Source organism: Hymenobacter qilianensis (assembly GCF_014638675.1).
In the GTDB taxonomy this organism is placed as follows: Bacteria; Bacteroidota; Bacteroidia; order Cytophagales; family Hymenobacteraceae; genus Hymenobacter; species Hymenobacter qilianensis.
In genome coordinates this window covers 171,670-197,128 of the sequence record NZ_BMFN01000004.1, presented here as the reverse complement: position 1 = coordinate 197,128, position 25,459 = coordinate 171,670, and the positions used below count along the sequence as shown (strand labels likewise).

The window sequence follows — 25,459 nt, the reverse complement described above, 5'->3', positions numbered from 1 at the left end:
TTTTTCGTAACCTAAGCCGTAGCTTGCACTACTTTTGTGCCGCTTAACTTCCTAATTCTCCGCACCCCGTGCAACAACTCGAACAAGACATCAAAGCTGCGCTAAGCGCAGCTATTCAGCAGGTATTTGGCGCTACGGTTACAACGGAGCAGCTTGTTATTCAGCCCACCCGCAAGGAATTCGCCGGCACGTTTACGCTCGTAACGTTTTCGCTGACGAAAAGTCTGGGCAAAGGTCCGGAGCAGATAGGCCAGGCGCTGGGCGAATGGCTGGCCGCCAATGAGCCCCGCGTGAGTGGGTTCAACGTAGTGAAAGGCTTTCTGAACCTGGAAATAGGTGACAGTGAGTGGCTGCGCCAATTTGCTGAGATGCTGGCCCGGCCCGATAACGCTCCGGTGCCTTCAAATGGCCCCCAGCGGGTAGTAGTGGAGTATTCATCGCCCAATACCAACAAGCCGCTGCATCTGGGCCACCTGCGCAATATTTTTCTGGGCTACTCCGTGGCCGAGATTGTAAAAGCCACTGGCGCCACCGTTACCAAGGCCAACCTCATCAACGACCGCGGCATCCACATCTGCAAGTCGATGCTGGCCTACCAGCGCTTCGGGCACGGCGAAACACCCCAAAGCTCCGGTATCAAAGGCGACCACCTGATCGGGAAATACTACGTGCTGTTTGAGCGCCATTACAAGGAAGAAATCCGGCAGCTGGAAGCGGAGGGCGTCCTGCCGGATGTGGCCAAGCGCCAGGCTCCCCTGATGACCGAAGCCCAATACATGCTACAGCAGTGGGAGCAGGGCGACGAGGAAGTGCTTGCTCTGTGGAAGCAGATGAATGGCTGGGTGTACGAAGGCTTCGACGAAACCTACCGCACCATCGGCGTCGATTTCGATAAGTATTACTACGAGTCCGAAACCTACCTGCTGGGCAAAGAGCGCGTGGAAGAAGGCCTCCAAAAAGGCGTCTTCTTCCGCAAAGACGACGGCTCCGTGTGGGTTGATCTGAAGGAAGAAGGCCTCGACGAAAAGCTCTTGCTCCGCGCCGACGGTACGAGCGTCTACATCACCCAGGACCTGGGCACGGCCGAGCTCAAATACCAGGATTTCAACTACGATTCGTCGGTCTACGTGATTGCCGACGAGCAGAACTACCACATGCAGGTGCTACAGGCGGTGTTGCACAAGCTGGGCAAGCCCTACGCCGAAGCCATTCATCACCTCAGCTACGGCATGGTCGATTTGCCTTCGGGCCGCATGAAATCCCGCGAGGGAACGGTAGTCGACGCCGACGAGCTGGTGCAGGAAATGATAGACACGGCCCGCCGCACTACCCAGGAGCTGGGCAAAATTGAAGGACTCAGCACCGAGGAAGCCGAGCAGCTCTACCACACGCTGGCTTTGGGCGCGCTCAAGTATTTTCTGCTGAAGGTTGACCCTAAAAAGCGCATGCTCTTCAACCCCGAGGAAAGCATCAACTTCCAGGGCAATACCGGTCCGTTTGTGCAGTATACGCACGCCCGCATTGCGGCCATTATGCGCAAAGCCACCGAGCTGGGCCTGACTGGGGGGCAAATTGACGCTCCCGAAAGCCTGCACGAAACCGAGCGCGACGCCGTACAGTTGCTGGCCGGCTACCCTGGGGTAGTGGCGGAGGCTGCTCGTCTTATGGCGCCTTCCATCCTGGTGCAGTACGTGTACGAAGTGGCGAAAGCATACAATCGCTTTTACACGGAAGTACCTGTGTTTGGCGAGCCCGACGAAACGAAGCGTCGCTTCCGCGTGGCTCTTTCGGCCCAAACCGGCCGTACCATCAAAGCCGGTATGCGCCTGCTAGGTATCACCGTGCCCGAGCGAATGTAAAAGTTAAGCTGCCTTCACTTAAATAATAAGGCAGGCAGTTTTCTAAGTAGTCAAAGCCGAAATACGCTCCTATGTGTTTCGACGAATACCTTCCTGTATGAAAAGTGTAGCAGTATACTGCGGTGCCAATGCCGGCCTCAATGATATCTACCGCCAGCAGGCGGAAGTAATGGGGCAAACCCTGGCCGAGCGTAATATGATGCTGGTTTATGGTGGTGGTCGGGTAGGCCTCATGGGTGCTGTGGCCGACAGCGTGCTACGCCATGGTGGCCGGGCCATTGGTGTCATCCCCGATTTTCTGGTGGAGAAGGAAGTAGAGCACCGCGGTTTGACCGAGTTGCACATCGTGAAGTCAATGCACGAGCGAAAGCTGCTGATGGCTGATTTGGCGGAAGGCTTTGTGGCTATGCCCGGGGGCTACGGCACATTGGAAGAGCTATTTGAAGTGCTGACCTGGGCGCAATTGGGACTGCACCGCAAGCCGGTGGCTGTGCTCAACGTAGGCGGCTACTATGATCAGCTGCTGGCCCTGCTCGATACGATGGCACGGGAGGGGCTGCTGCGCCAGGAGAACCGTGCGCAGCTCTTGCAGCACGAATCGCCATCAGTGCTGCTGGATAAGATGCTGCATTTTGAGCCGATTGAGGTAGAAAAATGGCTGACACCACCCACTACTTAAGTCGACAACCGGCTGATTGAGGAGATAGAAGTAAGCACGACTTTGTTTCTATCCTCTGACATATCAAGTCCGAAACATTGTGTCAGTACCAGCGGTTTGGGCGATGCTACCCGTATTGGTTTTTATACTTAGCCCTTGAAAAAGCCCCCCATGCAAGCATCAGTCATTCTTCTAACGGTCGCGCTTGCGTCCTGCGGAATTTCCTCTTCCTCTCAGCCTACAACCGATTCTAATTCTAATACCATGACTACCACTGCTCCCGAAACCGCCGCTGCTGGCACCGTGTACGATTACACTGTCAAAACCATTGATGGTAAAGATTTGAAGCTAAGCCAGTTTGCTGGCAAAAAGCTGCTCATCGTAAACGTGGCCTCGGAGTGCGGCTATACGCCACAATACAAGGAGTTGGAAGAGTTGCACAAAAATCACGGCGACAAAGTGACGGTGCTGGGCTTTCCAGCCAATAATTTTGGTGGTCAGGAGCCCGGTACCAACGAGGAGATTGCCACTTTCTGCGAGAAGAACTTTGGTGTAACCTTTCCTCTGTTTGAGAAAGTATCGGTGAAAGGCGACGACACGGCGCCCCTGTTTCAGTTCTTGGCCGACAAAACCAAGAACGGCGCTATCAGCGACGCGCCTACCTGGAATTTCTGCAAATACCTGGTGGATGAGCAAGGCCACGTAATCGGCTTTTATCCTTCCAAAGTGAAGCCCATGAGCGATGAACTGGTGAGTGCTATTCTGAAATAAAAGGTTTATAGCTTTTGTTTGCTTTGCAAAACGTCATGCTTCGAGATCCTTAGCATGACGTTTTGATTTTCGCTTCTGGCGTATGACTTCCTCTTCGGCTTCTTCTACACCTCCCCACCCAAGCCCCGTCAGCGCTTGGGTTTCGGCTTTTCGGCCGCGCACGTTGCCTTTGGCCTTAGCCAGCATTCTCACGGGGGGCTTTTTAGCTGCCGCTGGGGGGCAATTTAATGGCGCAGTCGTTGGGCTGGCGGCGCTCACTACCATCTTACTCCAGATTCTGAGTAACCTCGCCAACGACTACGGCGATTCCCAAAACGGCGCCGACAGTGTGCACCGCGAAGGCCCGTTGCGGGCGGTGCAGGCCGGCTATATCACACCGGCCCGTATGAAGCAGGCTATGGGTGTGTTTGGCGTGGCTGCATTTGTATCTGGGCTGGCGCTGCTGTGGGTAGCGCTAGGCGCGGCTGGCATGTGGGTTCTGCTCACGTTCCTGCTGCTGGGCTTGGCCGCTATTTGGGCCGCTATTAACTATACGGCAGGCAGTAATCCGTATGGTTACGCCGGTTTGGGCGATGTGTCGGTGTTCATCTTTTTTGGGCTCGTGGGCGTGGGCGGCACTTACTTTCTGCAAACCCAGACGCTACCGCTGGCTGTATGGCTGCCCGCTGCTAGTCTGGGCTGCTTTGCTACGGCCGTGCTCAATGTGAACAATATCCGCGACCTGCGCTCCGACGAGTTGGCCGGTAAAATCACGATTCCCGTGCGGCTGGGGGGCAAATCGGCGCGGCGCTACCACTGGCTACTGCTGATATTCGGCCTGGGCAGCGCCACTGTATACGTGGCGCTTACCTATCACTCGCCTTGGCAGTGGCTGTTTTTGCTTTCTGTACCACTGTTTTGGTTTAATGGCCGTCAGGTTTGGGCGCGACAAGACTCCAAAAAACTCGACCCATTGCTGAAGCAAATGGCCATGAGTACACTGGTATTTGTGCTGTTGTTTGGAATAGGGCAGCTTCTGTAGACCCGGCTCTTGCGCATTTGTAGCAATTTCTGGGGGGCAAATGTGTACATTAGCCAGCACTATGCGTGCCCTAAGCCTATCCTTGTTATTCTCTACTCGGTTTATATTAGTGTGGAGCTGCTTGTTCAGCTTTTTTGCCACTACTTCGGCGCGGGCCGCCACGGAAGACACGCTGGTAATGCGACCTTCCGGAGCCGATTTTTTCATCGATGGCTCCTACTATAGTGTGCTGGAAGACTCCTCGAGCCAGTTAACAATTCATGACGTGCGCCGCCCGGCCAAGGCCAGCCAGTTTGCCCCCTACACCGGCGCACCGAACATGAGTAATACGAATTCGGCGTATTGGCTGCGCTTTACCGTGCGCAACGAAGACCCATCTGGCACGCATTGGTTCCTCGATTTATTCGACTCCCACATCAATGATGTGCGATTTTTTCAGCCTACCGCTACCGGCTACAAGCAGTTTCATACCGGTGCCGATCTGCCTTTCGCCACGCGCCCCCATCCTTACAAAGACTTTCTGTTTGACCTTCCCTTATCGCTGGGTGAGACTCAAACGTACTACCTGCGCTTAGCGTCCGATTCCAAGACGAGCTTTCGCGCCATGATGCGCAATGAGCCGGTGCTGCTCACCCATTTCCAGACCCAATACGGATTGCTGGGGGGCTTTTATGGAGTGCTCTTCATCATGGTAGTGTATAATCTGTGCATCTACCTTTTTATCGGGGAAGAAACCTACCTGCGCTACGTGCTGTACGTGCTGAGCTGTAGCCTATTGTTCTTATCCGAGGACGGGCTGGGGTTTGAGTATGTGTGGTCAGATTTGCCGTGGCTTAATCGCCTGATCAATGCTGGCGCACCCGTAGTGCTGCTCTTTACCTTTATGCACTACGCGCGCGGCTTCCTCGATACATCCCTACGCGTGCCCCGCCTCGATTGGTGGATTCGGCTGATTGGCGCCCTGAGCGTGGCCCTGCTGCTGGCCGATATACTGGTAGTGCAATCGGGCTTCAGCTTCTGGCTGTATCTACTGCCTTACTGTCTTATTTATTATGCCGCTGTGCTGGTGTATCAGCAGGGGCTGCGGGCGGCGCGCTATTTTTTGCTGGCGCACGCGCTGGTAGCTGTCAGTTTGGTTTTCCTCATTACCCGCAAGCTTGGCATCGAATTCTTAAATAATCACTTCACCGTGTATAGCATGAACGTGGCGTTTGTGGTGGAAGTGACTATCTTATCCTATGCGCTGGGCGAAAAGATTAAGGGAATTAAAGATGCCCGGCTGGCCGTGCAGGCTCGCCTGGTGAAGCAGCTCCGCAAAAAGCATTTGGCCCAAGACCGCCTGGTGGAGCAGCTCCAGCAAAATCAGCAGCTCAAGGATCAACTCAACTCAGAGCTGGAAGCGCAGGTAGCCCGACGCACCCAGGAACTGCGTCAGCAAAGCGAAACCATAGCTGCCCAAAACCGCGAACTGCTGCAAGCCAACGGATTATTAGCCCTGCAATCGGCCGCTATTGAAAAGCTAAATGCCAACCTTCAGCACGATTTGCAGCAGGCCCAGACCGCCCGTGTCTTAGCCAAAGAGGTAGATTTTGGCGAGTTCAGCCAGATCTATCCCGACAAAGATGCCTGTCTGAGCTACTTAGCGGACCTGAAATGGGCAAACGGCTACCAGTGCCGCAAGTGTGGCTACGAGAAGTATTGCACCGGCCGCGAGCCCCACGCGCGGCGCTGTACCCGCTGCCGCTACGTGGAGTCGGCCACGGCCTACACTATGTTGCAGAAGTGTAAGTTCTCGATAGTCAAGGCTTTGTATGCAGTGTTCCTGATCAATGCCCACCAAGGCAATTACTCCTCCCAGGAGATGTCCCGCCTTCTGGACCTGCGCCAAGCCACGTGCTGGAGCTTTAGTCAGAAAGTAATGGATGCCATGCGCCGCCGCCGCCTGTCACCTGATTATGAGGTAAACGAAAGCTGGACACATATCCTGCTTGACGCGACCAGCGAAGCAGATGAAACTTCTGAATCAGAATTTTCCGCTTCACTTTCTCAAAAGGCCTGAAGCCTCCCACCAGCAGCAAACTAAACTTATGTCTGCCGCCCAGACGCGAAGTAGGCTTTGCAGGTAACGCTGGGCAGAGTAGCTGGTATACGGTGTCTCAGAGGAAAACCATTTAAAAGACGACTAGCTGAGTGTTTTATTGAAAAAAAATCTGTCTGACTTCGCTTTTTTTCATTGTTTCTTAGCCGTTGTCTGCTTTCTCGGGCTTAAGTCAGCTATAGCGCAGCAGCCCGTAATTAGCTGGGTTTTACGTGTGCAGTAAGTGTATAAATTAGATTTAGTATACCTATAAAAAGTTCGTTTTGAGGCTGTGGGGGGCTTTTTTGCTTTGCATTTTCAAAACAAGGACGGATATATTTGGGAAAACTTCCCTGTCCTTATGAGATTACCTACTTCCTTTTTACGGGTATCTTTTCCTTTCACAAATACGGGAGCAGCAGCGCCGAGCCATCTTGGCAAGCTTGCTCTGCAAGGGCTCACGCTTGGGGTGTTGCTCAGTGCTAGTCAGGGTTGCCAGCGGGCAAGCACTTCTGCCGCCACAGTTCCAGCAACTACTGTCGCTGGTTCGGCTCAGCCCGCCACCAGCTTTAAGCCTGCGCCTGTGAGCGAGCGGGTGCGCGCCCTGCTCGCGCAAATGACGCTGGAGGAGAAAATCGGGCAGATGACTCAGCTCGCCAACACAACCATAAATAATACTGGGCAGCAGAAGGACATCACCTTAGACTCCGCCAAGCTGATACCGCTCATCAAGCAATTCCACGTCGGCTCCTTTCTAAATGGTGAGGCTGTAGAGCCAGCGCAATGGGCTAAGTATTCGGCTGCTTTACAGCGAATTGCGATGCGCGAATCGCGTCTGCATATTCCCATCATCTATGGCATCGACCATATGCACGGGGCCAGCTATGTTTCCGGGGCGGCCATTTTTCCTCACAACTTAAACCTGGGGGCCACTTTTAATCCTGAGTTTTCCCGTCAGGCTGCGCGCGCTACCGTGCTTGAGTCGGCTGATCTGGGCCATCACTGGGTGTTCGCTCCCGTCATAGACTTAGGGGTAAATGCGCAGTGGCCCCGCTTTTACGAAACCTATGGCGAAGATCCATTGGTAGCGTCGGTGATGGGCGCTGCTTTTGTGCGGGAGATGCAGGAAAACAAGGAAATTGCCCCCTATAAGGTGGCCGCTTGCGGTAAGCATTTCCTCGGCTATTCCGATCCGCGTACCGGATGGGACCGCACGGTAGCCGAAATCTCCGATCAGCGTATCGAGGAGTTTTTTCGTCCTTCTTTTCAGGCCGCAATCGATTCAGGACTGAAGAGCATCATGATCAATAGCGGGCAGATCAACGGTGAGCCGGTGCACGCTTCGCGCCGCATTCTCACCGATCTGCTCCGCACCAAAATGGGCTTTCAGGGCGTGGCCGTCACCGATTGGGAAGACATCATACGCTTAGTGCGCATTCAGAAAGTAGCCGCCAACGAGAAGGAAGCCACGTTTATGGCCATTGATGCGGGCGTAGATATGGCCATGACGCCCTACACGACGACCTTTTGCACCTTGGTAAAGGAGCTAGTGCAGGAAGGTCGCCTGACTGAAGAACGCATCAACTTGTCGGCAGGCCGCATACTGCAATTAAAGGATGACTTGGGCTTGTTCGAAAACCCCATGCCCCGCACCGACCGCCTCAGCCGGATTGGCGACCCCGCCCTGAAACAACAAACCGTAGAGGCTGCTCGCGAGTCTATCGTGCTGCTCAAAAACACGAATAACTTACTGCCCCTTGCAGCGTCTAAAGTAAAGCGCCTGTTGGTGGTTGGTCCTTCAGCTGACTCGCGCGCAAACCTGGCCGGCGGCTGGACACTGGCGTGGCAGGGCCGGGCAGAAGAGGCTTATCCTAAGGAAGTTCTGACTATTTACGCAGCCTTAAAGAAGGAGTACCCGAATGCCCAGGTTGAAACCGTGGCCTACCGTGATGCCGCGGGGGCGTTGGCGCTGCCGCGCGTAACGGCTGCCGCGCGCCGCGCCGATGCTATTGTTATGGCTCTTGGCGAACGGCCTTACACGGAAGGATTAGGTAATACCAGCGACCTGACGCTGCCCGAAGATCAACTGCAATTGGCTCGGGCAGTGCAGGCCGTAGGCAAGCCCTCTGTACTGGTGGTGATAGGAGGGAGGCCCAGCATCATTCGGGCCGTAGCCGATGGTTCGGGGGGCATTTTGTGGGGCGGGCTGCCCGGCTTTGGCGGTGGCCAGGCTATTGCCGAGATTATCAGCGGCAAGGTGAACCCCAGTGGCAAGCTACCTTTCACTTATCCGCAGTTTGCCGGGCACTTCTCGCCCTATCACCACGATAATAATGAGAACAGCCTGGAGCTTAGCGACTTTGGTGCTGGCTTTGAGAACCGGGGGGCAAAATACAAGCCTTCTATGCTCACCGAGTTTGGGCAGGGCCTGAGCTACACCACCTTCCGCTACAGCGACTTAACCCTCACCGACTCAGTGCTCAGCGGCAACGCTACGCTGCGTGCTACCGTGCGCGTGACCAATGCTGGCTCCCGCGCCGGTAAAGAGGCTGCGCTCTGGTTTCTGACCGATGAAGTAGGCCGCATCACCCGCCCCGTGCGCTTGCTCAAGCACTTCGAAAAAGCCGAATACAAGGCTGGTGAAAGTCGTGAGCTGGTTTTTGAGATTCAGCCCCAACGCGATTTAACTTATCCAGACGCTGATGGCCGCCGGCAACTAGAAGATGGCTATTTCACGCTTCGTATTGGCGATCAACTAAAACGTTTTCGCTACGCGGGTGCTTCTGCTCAGGCAGGAGGAGCGGGCCGCGCCGCAAAAGATTCCAAACCTTAATTTCTCACCTGTAGCGCCGACGAATAGTCGGTGCTGATCGGTTTTTTCACGCTTGCTTTCAGCTTACTTATTCCTACCCACATGACCCTAAATTCTTACTCATCCTTCTTGCGAAGAGCCATTCTGCTGACGGCCTGTGGGTTGCCAGCGGTTGTGGCTCCCGCTTTGGCCGGGCGAAATTTGCCCCCCAGCCCCGCTGCCGCTTCTCTGGCAACGGCTGATGTGCCCGTATCGGGGCGCGTAACTCAGTCCAATGGCGAAGCCCTGCCGGGCGTAACGGTGCTCGTAAAGGGCACATCCATAGGTGCTTCTACCAGCAGCGACGGTACTTTCTCGCTCAACGTGCCCGAGGGCAGCACGCTGGTGTTCAGTTCCATTGGCTTTACCAGCCGCGAGTTCCCCGTAACAGGAGCAACTACCAGTCTTAATGTGACACTGGAGAGCGATACGAAGTCGCTGAGCGAAGTAGTCGTGGTAGGTTACGGCACCCAGGAGCGGGGCAGCGTAACCGGCGCTATTTCATCGGTGGCCAGTGAAGAGATTGTGCGCCAGCCGGTAGCTGATGTTACCCAGGCTATTCAAGGCAAGGTTTCCGGTGTTACCATTATCTCCAACGGCGGCGCTCCTGGCGGCGCTGCTGGTACTTCGGTACGTATTCGCGGCATAACTTCAGCGGGTAATAACAGCCCGCTGTACGTTGTAGATGGTTTTCCGCTGCCTTCCAGCGACCAGGAAAATCAGCTGAACGCCATCAGCCCCAATGATATCGAAACCATTGATATTCTGAAGGATGCATCGGCGACGGCTATCTACGGGGTGCGTGCTGCCAACGGAGTTGTAATCATTACAACCAAGCGCGGCAAGGCCGGCAAGACGAACGTCAATTTGGATGTGTACCGCGGTATCCAGAGCGTGGCCCGCAAGCTGGACTTGCTGAACGCCCAGGAATATGCCCTCATCAACAACGAAAACCGCATCGCGGCGGGTCTGCCCATTGTGGTGGACCAGTTGCGCAACCCGGCCGCGTTGGGCGAAGGCACCGACTGGCAGGACCTCGTATTCCGTCAGGCTCAGATTCAGAACTATTCCCTCTCGGCTACGGGCGGCAGCGAAAGCGCACGCTACGCATTGTCGGGTACCTATTTCCAGCAGGACGGTACAATTGTCGGCACCAACTTCGAGCGCTTTACTCTGCGGGCCAATGGCGACGTGCAGTTAGGCAGAATGCTGAAGATAGGCAACAGCATTCAGCTCACGCACTTAGAGGACCGTCAGGTGACGACCAACAGCGGAGAATATGGCGTGGTGCAGCACTTACTGCGTATCCCGGCTACCGTGCAGCCTTACCGCCCCGATGGTTACTGGTATGAGCCAAGCGGCAGCGTCGATAACTTTATTGAGGAGAACCCCCTCGCCAGCGCCCAGCGAACCAACCAGAAGTTTACTCGCAACCGGGCATTGATCAGCTTATACGCTGAACTTGAGCCAGTTAAAGGCCTGCGCTTGCGCACCAACGTAGGTGGCGACTTTATCTTCGACAACTTCAATGCGTTTGCTCCTTCTGCGCCGACACTGGCAGGCTACAGCTCACGCTATACGGTGGCAGGTGCCACGGCTACTTCCGCCTACGCGCCTACCTATCTGATCGAGAACACGGCCACTTACGATCATCTCTTCGCCGACAAGCACCAGGTTACAGTTCTGTTAGGCCAGTCGGCTCAGGAGTTTAACCGCAGCAACGTAGAGGCTTATCGCACGGGCTATCTTCGCAACGACTTGCAGGTAATCAATGCTGGTCCGCTCAATACGCAGTTGGCTAATGCGGGCACCATAAATGCCCCCCAGCGCCTGGCCAGCTACTTTGGTCGCCTCAACTACGAGTTTGATGGTAAGTACCTACTCTCAGCCGTAGCCCGCTACGACGGTTCCTCCGTGTTCCCTCCCGGCGATAAGTTTGGCTTCTTCCCTGGTGTATCCGCCGGCTGGCGCATCTCTGAAGAGGAGTTCTTGAAAGACAACACCACCGTCAGCAACCTGAAGCTGCGGGCCGGCTACGGCAAAGTGGGTAACCCACTGAACGCCGGGCGTTTTGCTTACCTCTACTCGGTCAATTTCGGTATCACGTATCCGTTCGGTCCGGATGGCACGATCAATACGGGCGGCGCACCCACGCGCCTAGCTAACCCTGAGCTGCGCTGGGAAACCAACAACCAGGCAAACATTGGTCTGGACATGGGCTTCCTGGAAAATCGCTTCGAGGCCAGCATCGACCTCTACAACCGTAGCTCGCCCAACCTGATTGCTCCCGTGCCGCCGCTCATCGCTTCGGGCACCTACGAGCCAGTAAATCGTAACGCGGCCTCCGCTTACAACCGTGGTGTCGACTTTAGCTTTACTTCCCGCAATGTGCAGGGCTCAGGGCAAGGCTTCAACTGGACCACGACGCTGAACCTGTCGGCTTTCAAAACGGAGCTGGAGTCATTGGGTGAAGGCCTGCCTTACAACGGATTGGGCTCGCTGAGCGGCACCATTGTGCGCTACGACGAGGGTTATGCCTTTGGCTCGTTCTTCGGCTACACGGCCGATGGCCTGTTCCAGACGCAGGATGAAGTAGCCGCGCACGCCACCCAGCAAACCGGCACCGCACCCGGTGATATCCGCTTCCGCGATCTGAATGGGGATAATGTCATCAACGCCGATGATCGGACCTTTATCGGTAATCCTAACCCCGACTTCACGTACGGTATTACCAACAATCTGACCTTCAAGGGTTTCGATCTGAGCTTCTTTATTCAAGGCTCGCAGGGCAACGACGTGTACAACCTGAACCGCTACATCACGGAAGGCGCCCTGTATGGTACTACCAATGGCACTACCCGCGTACTGAACCGCTGGACCGGCCCCGGCACCAGCAACGACGTGCCTCGCGCCGTTAGTGGCGACCCGAACACCAACCTGCGTGTGTCTACTTACTTTATCGAAGATGGCTCTTATGCCCGCATCAAAAACCTGACTTTGGGCTATACGCTGCCAACAGGCCTGATGAGCCGGATTTCGGCCACCCAGCTGCGCGTGTACGTCACGGCTCAGAACCTGGCCACGCTGACTAAGTACAGCGGTTTCGATCCTGAGGTGAGCGCCAGCGGCGTCGACCTGGGTATCTATCCCCAGTCGCGCGTATTCATGGCCGGTTTAAACATCGGGTTTTAATCCTTTCTAAAATTTCCACAGAACAATGACTATCTCAAAATATACGTGCGGCGCTTTTCTGCTCACGCTGGGCTTACTGACCGGCTGCGGCGAGAAATTCCTGGAGGAGGCCCCCACCGACCAGATAACGGACGCCAACTTTTACAAAACCCAGACCGACGCCATTCAGGCCGTTACGGCCGCTTATAGCGAGCTGACGAAGGAAGGGCAGTACAACGCGGCTTTGTGGGCCATGGATATTATGGCGGACGTCTCGACTACGGGCGGCGGCGGCGGCGGCGATGGTATTGAATACCAGCAGCTCGACAACTACAATATTCCCACTACCAATATCATTGCTAACCGCCTCTGGGGCGGGTCCTTTATTGGTATTCAGCGGGCTAATATTGTGCTGCAGAAGGTGCCCCTGATTACGAATATTGATCCGAATATTCAAAAGCGCTGCTTGGGCGAAGCACAGTTTCTGCGGGCCAAGTATTACTTTGACTTAGTGCGGGCCTACGGTGATGTGCCTTTGTATACTGTGCCGCCCGTCACGGCGGCTGAGGTAAATATCCCACGTACGCCCGCCGTGCAGGTATATGCGCAGATCGAAAAGGACTTGATTGAGGCTATCGGTAATTTGCCCGCTTCGTATAGCGGCGAAGATATCGGCCGGGCTACGAAGTGGGCAGCTACGGGGCTGCTGGCCAAGGTATATCTCACCCAGGATAAAAAGACCGAAGCCGCGCAGCGGGCCCGCGAGGTCATTGCTGGCTCCGGCAAAACCCTGTACGCCAACTACGCCGATATCTTTAAAGTAGAAAACGACAACGGCCAGGAGTCGCTGTTTGAGGTGCAGTTCGTGAACGGCCGCAACCAGTACGACCGCAACAATGTAGGCTCGGCGGCCAACCAGTTTTTTGCCCCCCGCGGTGGTGGACTCACGCCCGTAGGCGATGGCTACGGCTTCAACATTCCGGAGCCCGACTTCGTGAATGGCTACGAGGCCGGCGATACGCGCAAAGCCGTCAGCATCTTCGCACCTGGCGACGCGTGGCCCGGTGGCGGAACGAATCCTGGTAGCCTGCCGGGTTCTCCCTTCGGCTACAGCTCCAAGAAATGGTTTATCGGTAAAGTAAACACCAACATCTGGGATTCGCCCCTGAATATGAAGGTGATGCGCCTGGCTGAGGTGTATTTGATTCTGGCGGAGGCCGTAGGACCAACAGCTGAGGGCGTAGAAGCCATCAACAAAGTGCGCCGCCGTGCGTTCGGGCTGCCTATTAATACGCCTTCTGCCGCCCGCGACCTGACCACGACGACCCCCAACTTTACGGATGCCGTGCTGCGCGAGCGCCTCTACGAGCTGGCCTTTGAGATGGACCGTTGGTTTGACCTGAAGCGGACGGGCAAGTTCATTACGCGCATGACTGAGCACTCCGCTTTCCTGCGGACGCTTGGTGTGCAGCGCGGCGTACCAACGGCTACCAATCTGGTGCTGCCCATTCCGCAGTCGGAGATTGATGCCAACCCTGCTCTCATTCAGAATCCTGGCTACTAAGCCACTTCCCACCGACGATTTACTTTGATTTGTATGAAAAATATCTGGAATAAAGCGGGTCTGGCGCTACTGAGCGGCTCGTTGCTGCTGGCCTCCTGCGATAAAGAAGACACGGGGGAGATAGAAGGCGTAGTGCCAACGGCCGATTTTACGGCTGAGGTCAATACCACTGAGTTTCCTACCGTTGTCACGTTCACAAATACCAGCCAGAATAGCTTTCTCTACCAGTGGGACTTTGGCGACAACTCTACTGGCAGCGGCGAAACCGTGACACACACCTATCCCCGGGGGGGCACCTATAAGGTTCGCCTTACCGCCGCGGGTCGGGGTGGTACCGGCACTTCGCCCGAGAAGGACGTAGTAGTTCCTTCGCCTTGCGCCAATGCATCCTTCGCGGGCCTTACCGACTGTAACGGGGGAGGTGTCACGGTCTGGACGTACTCACGCGCCGCCGGCGCGATAGAAGTGCTGGCGGCCGATGACCGCACGGTGGTGTCGAGCTCGGCTGCCAATAGCCTGCCTGCCTGTCAGGCCGACGATCAGTTCAGCTTCAGCAGCGGCTACCAGTATATCTACAAGAGCGGGGGGCAAACTTCAGTGAACGGCGCTTGCGCTACCGCAGCTGATGCCAATTCTGCCTTCCGGTTTCGTCCCAATGGCGGCGGCCCGGCCCAAATTGTTCTCCAGGCTGATAATGCCTTCATTGGCACTTCCAGCCCCGCCGCGGCCCGCACCTACGACATCGTGGAGGCCACTGCCCAGCGTCTGCGTCTGAAAAGCACGAATGCCAATGGCACCAAAACCGTAGTAACACTTGTGCCCTTCAACGCTACTGATCCTGTTCGTCAGCTGCTTACGGGTGGTTCGTCTAAGACCTGGATGCTCGACAACGCTACCGATGCGCCTATTATAGTAGGTACGGAAGGTAATCCGTTACAGTACTTCGCAGGCGTAAAGGCAGGCGAGTTGCCCACTTGCCAGTCCGATGACGAGTACACGTTCTCCACGACGAATACGCTGACTTATAATGCGAAGGCTGAAACGTTCTCGGCTGCCGCCGGCTTTACCTGTCAGCCAGCGCAGTCTGGTACTTCAGCTTTCACCTTTGGCCCAGCAAGTGGCACTGGCTTAGCGCAGTTTGTTCTGGCGCGGAACAATGCTTTTATCGGCACTACCGATGCCTCACCCACCGAGCGCGTGTACCGCATTATCTCCATCGATGATAAGAAGATGACGTTGCGGGCGGGTAGTGGTGCAAACGGAGGTACCGTATTTACCATGAAATTCGTGGCCAAGTAAAGTTGTGCTGAGAGCTCTGTATGCTGTTGATTAACTGTTTGTTGCATGAAAAATGATTTGAAGTATTATCGGAGCTTGGGGGGCATTTTTGTTGGTGCTGTACTGTGTTGCTTAACAGCAACGGCCTGCACAGAGGAAAAAGAAGCTTCTGTGCCGGCCCCAACGCCCACGCCACCCGCCGCCACCGAAGTAAACGCCGACCCCCGCGACTATAATCAGTACACAGAGCTGGTGTGGAGCGACGAGTTTGAGGGCAGCGCACTGAACCAGACAAAGTGGACCTATGAAGTGAGCGACAACTGGTTCAATAATGAGCTGCAAGCCACTACCAACAGCAGCGAAAACCTCTTTCTCACTGGCGGCAACCTGACCATTCAGGCGAAGCAGGAGCAGCTGCGCAACCGGCAGTATACCTCCGCCCGCATCATTACGAAGGGCAAGCAGGACTTTGCTTACGGTCGCATCGATGTACGTGCGAAGCTACCCAAGGGCAAAGGCATCTGGCCGGCCATCTGGATGCTGGGCAGCAACGACAGCCAGGCACCCTGGCCAGCCTGCGGCGAAATCGACATTATGGAGCTACGCGGCAGTCAGCCAGCGGTGAATATCAGTACCGTGCACTTTGGTAATACGGTGGCCGAGCGCAAGTTCAAAGGCACAGAGATCCGCTTGCCCAGCGGCGATTTTTCCGACGATTATCACATCTTCAGCTTGGTGCGCAGCAAGGGCCAGCTGCGGTGGTTTCTGGATGGGCAGCAGTATTTCACCATTACGCCCAACGACGCTTCCCCATATCCCTTCGACAATAAGTTCTACATGATCCTGAACGTAGCCGTGGGGGGCGATTTTGATGGCAACCCCGATGCCAGCACCACATTTCCCAAGCAGATGCAGGTTGATTACGTGCGGTATTATCAGTACAAATAAAGCTGCTGCAAAAGCGTCTTAGCTGACCTCTGGGGGGCTTTTTTCTAAGTAACCCTTAGCCTTTGCAACAGTTAATCAATCCTTGCTCCAGACTGAGCAATTCAGTTTGGTAGCAAGTGTCAGAGCCGGTTCGTCGCGTTTGAGGTGCGAGCCGGCTCTTTGACTTTATTGGAATACGTCGGTTCAAAATTCTTGCTCTTCTTAAGCGAGTAAGAAATAATCGATGCAGTAGAATAGCATCAAAAAAGGCTCATTTTATCTGTGAAGCAACAGATAAAATGAGCCTTTTTTGATTCGAGTTTTTTCTAATAACAGACCATATTTTTAAATGAAATGAGCCGTGAAAACTACTGTGTTAGCCATTTTTATTTTCGGTTAAATGGCTTCTAAAAGAGAAATTACAAAAGTGAAGCTGTTTAAAAAGTTAATTGTCTACAGAGCGTAATCGTCTAAGTGATAGTTAGATAATAAAAACCGTATCTACATATGATATGATTTAAGAAACAATGTTTTCTAACTCAAACGTTTACAATTTCATAATTCAAAGATCCAGTTGTTCAGTTAAAATAAAGCCCATTTCTTGTCGGCATCAGTTAAATTTTTTTAACGCTTAAAAACCGACACATGAGAAAAACATTACTACTGTGCATGCTTACAGTATTTGCCCTCCTCGTCCACCAAGTCGAGGCGCAGGTACGCACCATTTCTGGGCAGGTGGCAGCAGCAGATGGAAGTACGCTTCCAGGCGTTACTGTGGTGGTAAAAGGAACCACGCAGGGCGCCTCTACTGATGCCAATGGCGCTTACACCTTGGCCGCGGTGCCAACCACAGCTACTATCCTTGTGTATTCGTTTATCGGCTACGATACAAAAGAGGTAGCAATAGGAGACAAGACGACCATCGATGTGAGCTTGGTGCCTAATACTACCGGCCTCAACGAAGTAGTTGTGATTGGCTACGGTACCCAGCTTCGCCGCGAGCTGACGGGCTCAGTAGCGACCATCAGCGGAACGGATATAGCTCAGAAGCCAGTGCAGAGCTTTGAGCAGTCGTTGCAGGGCCGCGCCCCCGGCGTAAACGTCACGACTCCTAATGGCGTGCTGAATACGCCGCCCGTCGTCCGGATTCGGGGGGTGAACTCCATCAACCTCAGCTCGGCTCCGTTGTATGTAATCGACGGCATTCCGGCGTTCAGCGGCAACAACTCGGCGCTTTCCAGCGTGCCAAACAACCCGCTCAGCAACGTTAACCCCAACGATATTGAAAGCATTGAAGTGCTGAAGGATGCCGCTGCGGCTGCTATCTACGGCTCCCGGGCTGCGGGGGGCGTTATTCTGGTAACAACCAAGAGTGGCAAAAAAGGGCAGAGTCGCATATCGCTCGACTCATGGGTAGGCTGGAGCAAACCCGTCCGCCTGTACGAAGTGCTGGGTGCCGAAGACTACATGCTGATCAAAAACGAGGCTGTTCGCAATCTGAATGCAAACCGCGCCTCTGTAGGGGCCGTTGCCAACAACCGGGAAGGGTTTCTGCCTTCTTTTGATGCTGATGGAAATGTCGTTGATACCCGTTGGTATGATTACATCTACCGCACCGGCTTTTCGCATTCCAACGCTCTGAACTTCTCGGGCGGTACCGAAAAGACGACCTATTATGCCTCGGTTGGCTACACGGGCCAGAATGGCATGTTGAAGAATAACGAATTTCAGCGTCTGTCGGGCCGGATAAACATCGACCACAAAGTCTACAAGAACTTCACCGTAGGCGCTCGAATCGGCTATTCTAATAACTACAATTCTTCGCCCAACTCTGGCTCTATTGGTGATGCCGCTTTCAGCATAGCCGGCTTAGGTCGGGCTCCGCTGGTATTGCCTCCAAACGTAGCCGCTCGCAATCCCGACGGCACTCCAAATATCAATACGGCGGGCAATGGCGTTGGGCCGGGAGCCAATACCAACCCCGCGCCGAATTACGCTCCTTTGGTCACGGGCTACTACAACCCACTGGTTGACCTGGAGAACAACTACTTCACCTCCGAAGGCAACGAGATTCAGGGTAGCTTGTATGCGAACTGGGAGATACTGAAAGGCCTGAACGTACGGACCACCTATGGTTTGAACAATAGCTCCTTTGAAGATCAATTGTTCTATACCGCCCTATCCGGCGACGGCTATGCCACCGGGGGCCAAGCCGCCAATTACTTCCGCACTAACAAGCGCTGGAACTGGCAGAACACTGCTCAGTACGACCGCAGCTTCGGCAACCATAATGCTTCCATCCTGCTAGGCGGCGAGCAACAGCGCACGCAGGTGGACCGCTGGGGAGCCAGTCGTACGCAGGTAGCTGATGACTTCTTTAACACGTACCAAGGCAACTACACCAACATTGCCGTATCGGGCAACTCTCAGGGAGAAAACTACTTAGTTTCTTACTTCGGCCGTTTGACCTACGATTTTGCCAAAAAATATCTGGCCTCTATCAATGTGCGTCGTGACGGCTACTCAGCTTGGGGCAACGAAAAATGGGGCAATTTCTACGGGGCATCTCTGGGCTACATTGTATCGGAAGAGCAGTTCTGGAAGGATGCCGCCTTTTCTAATGTCTTCAACTTCCTGAAGTTTACGGGTAGCTACGGTGAGGTAGGCAACAGCCAGGGCATCAACGACTTCGCTTCATTGTCGACGTATGGTTCGGGTCTGTATGGCTCCAGTGCAACGCTGGGCTACTCTACGGCTGGCAACCCGGATTTGACGTGGGAAACCAGCAAAAAGACCGATGTTGGTTTTTCCTTCGGCGTATTCCAGGATCGGGTACAGGGTGACTTCTCTTACTATCACAACCTCGTTGATGGGTTGATTCTGGATGTGCCCCAGGCGCCTTCCAGAGGTGTTCCGAATAACACTATTGCAGCCAACGTAGGCTCCATGCACAACACTGGTGTTGAGTTAAACCTTAACCTGCGGGCTATCCAGGGCAAGGATTTCAGCTGGACAGTTAACGGCAACTTTACAACCCTGAAAAACCGCGTATTGACGCTTGTTACTGAAGGCCAGCGCATTGCTACGGCTACTTCCGGTCTTGAGATTGTCAACTTCACGGAAGTGGGCCGGTCGGTGGGCGAAATCCTGGCTGTTCCCTCCATGGGCGTGAATCCAGCCAACGGTCAGCGTATGGTGCGCAAAATTGACGGCACAGTCGTTCAGTACAATCACTTAGGTACGTCCGGCCCCGGCTCTACCGGCTGGACAACGCTTGACGGCGTGAACACCACGGCTCCTACGCAGCTGGCCGACGGTATTTACTTTGGCCCAACGCTGCCAAAGTGGTACGGCGGCTTCGATAACACGTTCCGCTACAAGAATTTCGACTTGGGTGTATTCATTCAGTACTCGGGGGGCAATTATATCTATAATGGCACCAAGTCGGGTTTGCATGATCAGCGCTTCTGGAACAACGAGAAGGATATCCTGAACCGTTGGACTTCAGAAAACACGAATGCTGAATGGCCCCGCGTGGTGTACGGCGACAACGTGTCGAACGGCTCTGCGCTGGTAATATCGAGCAATGTAGAAAAGGGTGATTTCGCTCGTCTGCGCAATGTGTCGCTGGGCTATTCGGTGCCTTCAACCTTGGCTACCAAGTTGGGACTTGCCACCGCTCGCGTGTATGTGCAGGTTCAGAATGCTGCCTTGCTCACGAACTACTCAGGTATTGACCCCGAAATCTCGACAAACGGAAATACCAACACTGGCGCCGGTGTCGACCGCAACTCCATCGGTCAGGCCCGCACATTCACGGCTGGCTTCAACATTGGTTTCTAATTCTAGCTCTCTCTGACACTGATGAATACAATATTAAAGAACAAGGCGAAGGTGGCTATCTGCACTGCCTTACTAAGCATGGGAACCTTCTCCTGCCAGACTGATTTGCTGGAGCCGGTTCCAGAAACGGTATTCTCCGATTTGGTGGTGTTTGACACTCCCACGCGGGTTGCGCTACAGGTTAATTCCCTTTACACCTATGTGAAGGCAGGCGCCTTTTATGGCGGCCGCTATCAGGTGTATGGCGATATTCGGGCCGACGATTTTATCGTGCAAACGAGTAATAACGTGACGGGCTATAGTGTATGGAATCATACGCTTACCGAGTCGTCGCAAAATGACGTTACCAACCTCTGGAACGCCGCGTATGCTGCTATTAACCAGGTTAATGTGTTTCTGGCTGGCATTGATGCCAACACGGCAAAGTTTGTGGCTCCGGCTTTTCCCGCCGACTTCGCAACTACTACAGCCAATACTTACCGGGGTGAGGCACGGCTGCTCCGGGCGCTGAGCTACCACGCGCTTTTGCAACTCTATGCCCGGCCCTATGCCGATGGTCAGGGGAGCAGGCCCGGTTTGCCCTTGCGCATCATGGCAGAAACCGGCTCCACCAACAACGACTTGGCACGCAGCACAGTAGCTGAAGTGTATGATCAGATTTTAGCTGATCTGATCTTTGCCGAGCAAAATTTGCCCCTGACGTATAGTGGTGCTGCCCTAAACACAACCAGAGCACATCGCAATACCGCTATTGCCCTAAAAACGCGTGTACTCTTGGCAATGGGACGCTACGCAGAGGTTATTACGGAGGCCAATAAGATTGTGTCTGCCGCCGCGCCTTTTACCGCGACTAGTGGCGTGGCTCATGCTCTCAATCCTTCGATAGCCGCCGTATTTACCTTTCCAGAGGAAACCTCAGAGAGCATCTTGAGCTTCCCATTTACTGCTCAGAACGCTCCTGGCACCCAAAATCAGCTGGGATTTTACTTCCTGCCAGGCTCACGCGGTGGCAACGGTGAGTACGCGCTGAACTCCGATGGCATTCTGGGCAATGCGGCCTGGTCGGCTACGGATGCGCGCAGGACGAATTTCGTATTCCGGGTCGGAACGACTCCTTTTCTGACGAAGTATTCCAACGGCTCTACTTCCACAAACCCGTTCCTGGATAAAGCGCCGGTTATTCGGTACGCTGAGGTGCTCCTGAATTTGGCTGAGGCGCGTGCTCGAGTAAACGGGCCCACCGATGCTCAGGCTTTGGACCTGCTCAATGCTGTGCGTACGCGCTCTGCAGGCACCCCTTATACGCAGGCTACGGTCAGTAATATTCTGCTTGAGCGCCGTATCGAGTTTTTGGGCGAGGGAATTCGCAACATGGACATCATGCGATTGAATGCCACGATTCCAGAGAAAAGCTCTGTCAGCGCCGTTGCCCCATCAGATCCGCTGTATGTGTGGCCAATTCCGGCTGGCGAGTTGCAGGCAAATGCGCTGATGACCCGCAACTAGACATACGCATCAAATCTAAAAAAGCCCCCCAACAATATGCTGGGGGGCTTTTTTAGATTTGATGCGTATGCCACGCTCATTTTCACTGATGAAAAATCTGTGGCCTGAGAATGAGAGAAATAAACTCTCATTCTCAGGCTCACCATCAGCTCTAGTTTCAATAAAAAGCCCCAGCTACGTAAACAGTAGCCGGGGCTTTTTATTGAAACTGCACGGCCAGATTAGTGGGCGTGAATGCGCTTGCGCTTTTGGATACGACGCTGTTGGGCCTGCTTAACCCGGCGATATAGCGCCTCCAGAGGCGTTTCTGCTTGGCGCGTGGTGGTAGCTGCGTCTTTCAGCTCTTCAACCTGTTTTGATTTGGTAGGCTTCATAAGGGAAGTATTTAGGTGCTTATCAACGGTAGATATTCCGAGAAGGATACATTCACTCATTGAATTGCCAAATGTAAGGCCTTTTTATTCAGGCATCTATTTGCTGATTTTTTACCTTCCCTTGCTTAGCACCTTCATTTGCCTATTCAGGGTAGGTGTAATGGGAGGTTGAATAAGCAGATGGGCTGTAGAGCGAATTGCCGCTTTTCCGTTACCCAGCAATATTGTCTAGACCCAAAAAAGCCCCCCATACCAACACTAGGGGGCTTTTTGTTCTTAAAAAGATGCATCCTGACGACTAACCTTAAAGCCGGCAATTCATTCGTAACATTAAGGTCACACTTAGGTAACATAGGGGTAACATATAATGCCGCACTTTGTGCCAGCATTATCCTTTCATGAAGAAATTGTTACTCAGCTTGCTGGTTTTACTAGCCAGTCAAGCTTACGGTCAAATGGCCGACTCGCTGCCTCCAACCACGCCGGCTGCTAAAAAATGGTACCAGAACATTGCTATCCGGGGCTACGCGCAGGCACGCTACAACCGTTTGCTTGAGACCAACCCCGACCTGACCTGTGAGCAGTGCGACAGGTCGTGGGGCAGAAATGGTGGATTTTTCCTGCGGCGGGTGCGGGTAATTTTCTTCGGGCAGCTGCACGAGCGCGTCTATTTTTATTTGCAGCCTGACTTTGCCAGCGTTCCAAGTGGGAGCAGCTCCCAGAACTTTGGGCAATTGCGCGATGCCTACATCGATCTGGGCCTGGATAAGGCTAGCCGGTTTCGGCTGCGGATAGGGCAGAGCAAAGTGCCTTATGGCTTCGAGAATATGCAATCGAGCCAGAACCGTCTGGCCCTCGACCGCAATGACGGCCTGAATAGCGCTGTGGCTAATGAGCGGGATCTAGGGGTCATGTTCTACTGGGCGCCTACGGCCGTGCGGGAGCGCTTGGCAAAGCTCGTCAAGGATGGACTCAAAGGCTCCGGCGACTACGGCATGCTGGGCGTGGGCGCTTACAATGGCCAGACCGCCAACCGCCCGGAACTTAACAACCAGCGCCACATAGTAGCGCGCTTCACGTACCCGCTGGTCGTGGGTCAGCAGATCATAGAGCCGGGACTACAGGCCTATACTGGCGAGTACGTGGTAGCCAAGGATCAACTGTCGGCCCGCGTGAAGTATCGACCCGACCTGCGCTACCCCGATCAGCGCGTGGCGGCCACTTTCGTGCTTTATCCCCAGCCGTTCGGGGTGCAGGCCGAATACAATGTGGGCCGAGGCCCCGAGTTTAACCCCCGCACCGATAGCATTGAAACCCAGAACCTGCACGGCGGCTACATGCTGCTGAACTACCGGCTGCGCTATAAGCAGCAGCAGCTTTATCCGTTTCTGCGCATTCAGTACTACGATGGCGGCAAAAAGCACGAGCGTGACGCCCGCAGCTACACCGTGCGCGAGGCCGAAATCGGGGCGGAGTGGCAGCCGTTCAGCAGCTTCGAACTGGTGGCCATGTACACGCTTTCCTCGCGACGCTTCGAGGATTCTCAGCGACCCAGCAACCAGCAGCGCGGTGGGTTGTTGCGCCTGCAGGCTCAAGTCAACTTTTAAGTAGTTAATTACCTTGCCCGACTCCCAACAGGACGCGAGATCGGTGACCCACTTGCCTAAGCTAGTTCCGCCAGCAACTTTAGGAATTTGGCAGCTTGGCTTCTTATAAAAAAAGCCCGCCAGATAGTTATCTGGGGGGCTTTTACTTGAGTTCTAGTCTTTGTCAGCTACTGAAGGCGCCGCTTGCGCGGTCTCGGTGCTGCCGCCTTCAGGCCGTGGGCCACGACTATTGCGGTTACGGCCTCCGCGCTTGCGACGTTTCTGAACTTCACCAGCGTCTCCTTCAGCTCGAGGCTCGCGTGGTGGGCGTGGTTGGCTGCTGCCAGTTGTTGGTTCGCCTTCAGCTTTGGGTGCACGCGGCTCCCGCACTTCGCCTTCCGGACGCGGGGCGCGGGGCGGGCGCTGGTAGGGCTGAGCTGGCGCACCACCGGCGTCGAGAGCAGCCAGGGCCGCGTTAGCCTTGGCAATACGCTCTTTCTGCCCAGGATCGTTGGCATCTGCATCGCGGCGGGGCGGGCGGCTACCATCCCGAGGGCCTTCACGGCGGGGGCCACGGCCTCCATCACGTGAGCTTCCGCCGCCAGAATGGCCATTGCGAGCCGGGCGACCACCAATTTTGCCCCCCAGACCGCTAAAGCGCTTGGGGTCAAACTCCGGTGCAGGGCCCAAGCCCAATTCCTCGGTGATATTCTTCTTTTCCAGCTCCCGCTCAATGAGCTTCTCAATCTTAAGAACGCGGTCCTGGTCTTGGTCGGCAATGAAGGTGATGGCCGTGCCGGTAGTGGCGGCGCGGGCCGTGCGGCCGATGCGATGAACATAATCTTCCGCAGCCCGCGGAATATCGTAATTCACTACGTGCGAAAGGCTATCTATATCAATGCCACGGCTGAGCACGTCGGTAGCTACCAGAATGGGGAACTGCTTGTTCTTGAAGTCGCGCATGATTTGCTCGCGCTCTTCCTGGGTACGGTCGGAGCTGATGCCCTGGGCCACGTAACCTAGCTTGTTAATAGACCGCACGATGCTGCCCACGGCCGCTTTCTGTGAGGTAAACAGCACCATGCTCTGCACATTCTGGGTTTTGAGAATGTGCTCCAGAATATAGATTTTCTGGCGGTCGAAAGCCATGTACAACTGCTGGTCGATGCCGGCGGCGGGCTTGGATACGGCCAGCCGGATTTCTTCGGGCTCGTTGAGAATCTGCTTCGAGAAGTCGCGGATTTTATTGGGCATGGTAGCCGAAAAAAGCAGCGTCTGGCGCTTCTTCGGCAACTGACTCACGATGTTGAGGATGTCATCGGAGAAGCCCATGTCCATCATCTTATCGGCCTCATCCAGCACCAGATATTTGATCTGGTCGAACTTCACGTAGCCCATTTGCAAGTGAGCAATCAGGCGGCCGGGCGTGGCAATGATGATGTCGGCGCCACTGGTGAGGGCGCGTTTTTGCTGCTCCCAACCTTCGCTTTTGCCGCCGCCATAAATGGCTATGCTGCTGGCTTCCACAAAGTAGCCGAAGCCGGTTACCTGCTCGTCAATCTGCGTGGCCAGCTCGCGGGTGGGCACCAGAATGAGGGTGGAGGTGTGGCCGTGCTTGGCGTGCGAAATGCGGTCGAGGAGAGGAAGCAGATAAGCCGCCGTTTTGCCGGTACCCGTCTGGGCGCAGGCAATCAGGTCTTTACCTTCAATAATTTTTGGAATTGCCTGCTCCTGTATGGGAGTGGCATTCAGATAATTCATGGCATCCACACCGGCCAGAAGGTCGTCGTGCAGATTAAACTCGCTAAATTTCAAGGTACAGCTAAGTGAAGTGAAGAAATAGCTGACCTTGTTTTTCTGGTCAGCGAACCGCTTGATTTAGTGCAAATATACGCCATTTTGAAGCGCTGCCGTTGGGGCTGCATTTGCCTATGTCACGGATAAGTGCGGCGTATATGGAATAAGACAAACGT

The 25,459-nt window shown here is 54.6% G+C and carries 15 protein-coding genes; 13 read left to right on the top strand and 2 right to left on the bottom strand.

The window, feature by feature from the left end; all coding sequences use genetic code 11:
- Nucleotides 1–68: 68 nt before the first annotated feature.
- The 12 genes from argS to IEW06_RS18850 all read left to right on the top strand — a co-directional run bounded on the left by argS (nt 69) and on the right by IEW06_RS18850 (nt 21,526).
- Entirely contained in the window at nt 69–1,859 is a 1,791-nt protein-coding gene (gene argS, locus IEW06_RS18905; RefSeq protein WP_187731333.1) for an arginine--tRNA ligase, read from the top strand.
- A gap of 97 nt (nt 1,860–1,956) precedes the next feature.
- A complete protein-coding gene (locus IEW06_RS18900; RefSeq protein ID WP_187731334.1) occupies nt 1,957–2,538 on the top strand; it encodes an LOG family protein in 582 nt (193 codons plus the stop codon).
- A 243-nt stretch (nt 2,539–2,781) separates the two neighbouring features.
- Complete coding sequence (locus IEW06_RS18895) at nt 2,782–3,288, top strand: glutathione peroxidase (protein ID WP_223284416.1); 507 nt, start codon at nt 2,782–2,784, stop codon at nt 3,286–3,288.
- Nucleotides 3,289–3,370: 82 nt separating this feature from the next.
- Nucleotides 3,371–4,309: a 1,4-dihydroxy-2-naphthoate polyprenyltransferase gene (locus IEW06_RS18890; protein WP_188548751.1), complete on the top strand. Its 939-nt coding sequence runs from the start codon at nt 3,371–3,373 to the stop codon at nt 4,307–4,309.
- Between the two features lie 61 nt (nt 4,310–4,370).
- A complete protein-coding gene (locus IEW06_RS18885) occupies nt 4,371–6,368 on the top strand; it encodes a 7TM diverse intracellular signaling domain-containing protein (RefSeq protein ID WP_187731335.1) in 1,998 nt (665 codons plus the stop codon).
- Nucleotides 6,369–6,747: 379 nt separating this feature from the next.
- Nucleotides 6,748–9,219 (top strand): beta-glucosidase, encoded by a 2,472-nt coding sequence (locus IEW06_RS18880; protein WP_188548750.1) that lies wholly within the window; start codon nt 6,748–6,750, stop codon nt 9,217–9,219.
- Nucleotides 9,220–9,300: 81 nt separating this feature from the next.
- The gene (locus IEW06_RS18875; protein WP_187731337.1) at nt 9,301–12,429 is read left to right on the top strand and encodes a SusC/RagA family TonB-linked outer membrane protein; all 3,129 of its coding nucleotides are present in this window, start codon (nt 9,301–9,303) and stop codon (nt 12,427–12,429) included.
- A gap of 25 nt (nt 12,430–12,454) precedes the next feature.
- A complete protein-coding gene (locus IEW06_RS18870; protein WP_187731338.1) occupies nt 12,455–13,972 on the top strand; it encodes a RagB/SusD family nutrient uptake outer membrane protein in 1,518 nt (505 codons plus the stop codon).
- A 33-nt stretch (nt 13,973–14,005) separates the two neighbouring features.
- Entirely contained in the window at nt 14,006–15,271 is a 1,266-nt protein-coding gene (locus IEW06_RS18865; RefSeq protein ID WP_188548749.1) for a PKD domain-containing protein, read from the top strand.
- Nucleotides 15,272–15,316: 45 nt separating this feature from the next.
- Nucleotides 15,317–16,198 carry a glycoside hydrolase family 16 protein gene (locus tag IEW06_RS18860; RefSeq protein WP_188548748.1) on the top strand — a complete coding sequence of 294 codons (882 nt, stop codon included), beginning with the start codon at nt 15,317–15,319 and terminating at the stop codon, nt 16,196–16,198.
- A 648-nt stretch (nt 16,199–16,846) separates the two neighbouring features.
- Entirely contained in the window at nt 16,847–20,020 is a 3,174-nt protein-coding gene (locus tag IEW06_RS18855) for a SusC/RagA family TonB-linked outer membrane protein (RefSeq protein WP_229743178.1), read from the top strand.
- A 21-nt stretch (nt 20,021–20,041) separates the two neighbouring features.
- Entirely contained in the window at nt 20,042–21,526 is a 1,485-nt protein-coding gene (locus tag IEW06_RS18850; RefSeq protein ID WP_187731343.1) for a RagB/SusD family nutrient uptake outer membrane protein, read from the top strand.
- A gap of 221 nt (nt 21,527–21,747) precedes the next feature.
- Here IEW06_RS18850 and IEW06_RS18845 read toward each other — a convergent pair whose 3' ends face one another.
- Nucleotides 21,748–21,900, bottom strand: coding sequence for a hypothetical protein (locus IEW06_RS18845; protein ID WP_187731344.1), 153 nt, complete (start codon nt 21,898–21,900; stop codon nt 21,748–21,750).
- Nucleotides 21,901–22,298: 398 nt separating this feature from the next.
- Here IEW06_RS18845 and IEW06_RS18840 point away from each other — a divergent pair, with 398 nt between their 5' ends.
- On the top strand, nt 22,299–23,507 hold the full coding sequence (locus tag IEW06_RS18840; protein WP_187731345.1) for a porin: 1,209 nt from the start codon (nt 22,299–22,301) through the stop codon (nt 23,505–23,507).
- 153 nt (nt 23,508–23,660) lie between these two features.
- Here IEW06_RS18840 and IEW06_RS18835 read toward each other — a convergent pair whose 3' ends face one another.
- Nucleotides 23,661–25,247 carry a DEAD/DEAH box helicase gene (locus IEW06_RS18835; RefSeq protein ID WP_187734264.1) on the bottom strand — a complete coding sequence of 529 codons (1,587 nt, stop codon included), beginning with the start codon at nt 25,245–25,247 and terminating at the stop codon, nt 23,661–23,663.
- Between the last annotated feature and the right edge of the window lie 212 nt (nt 25,248–25,459).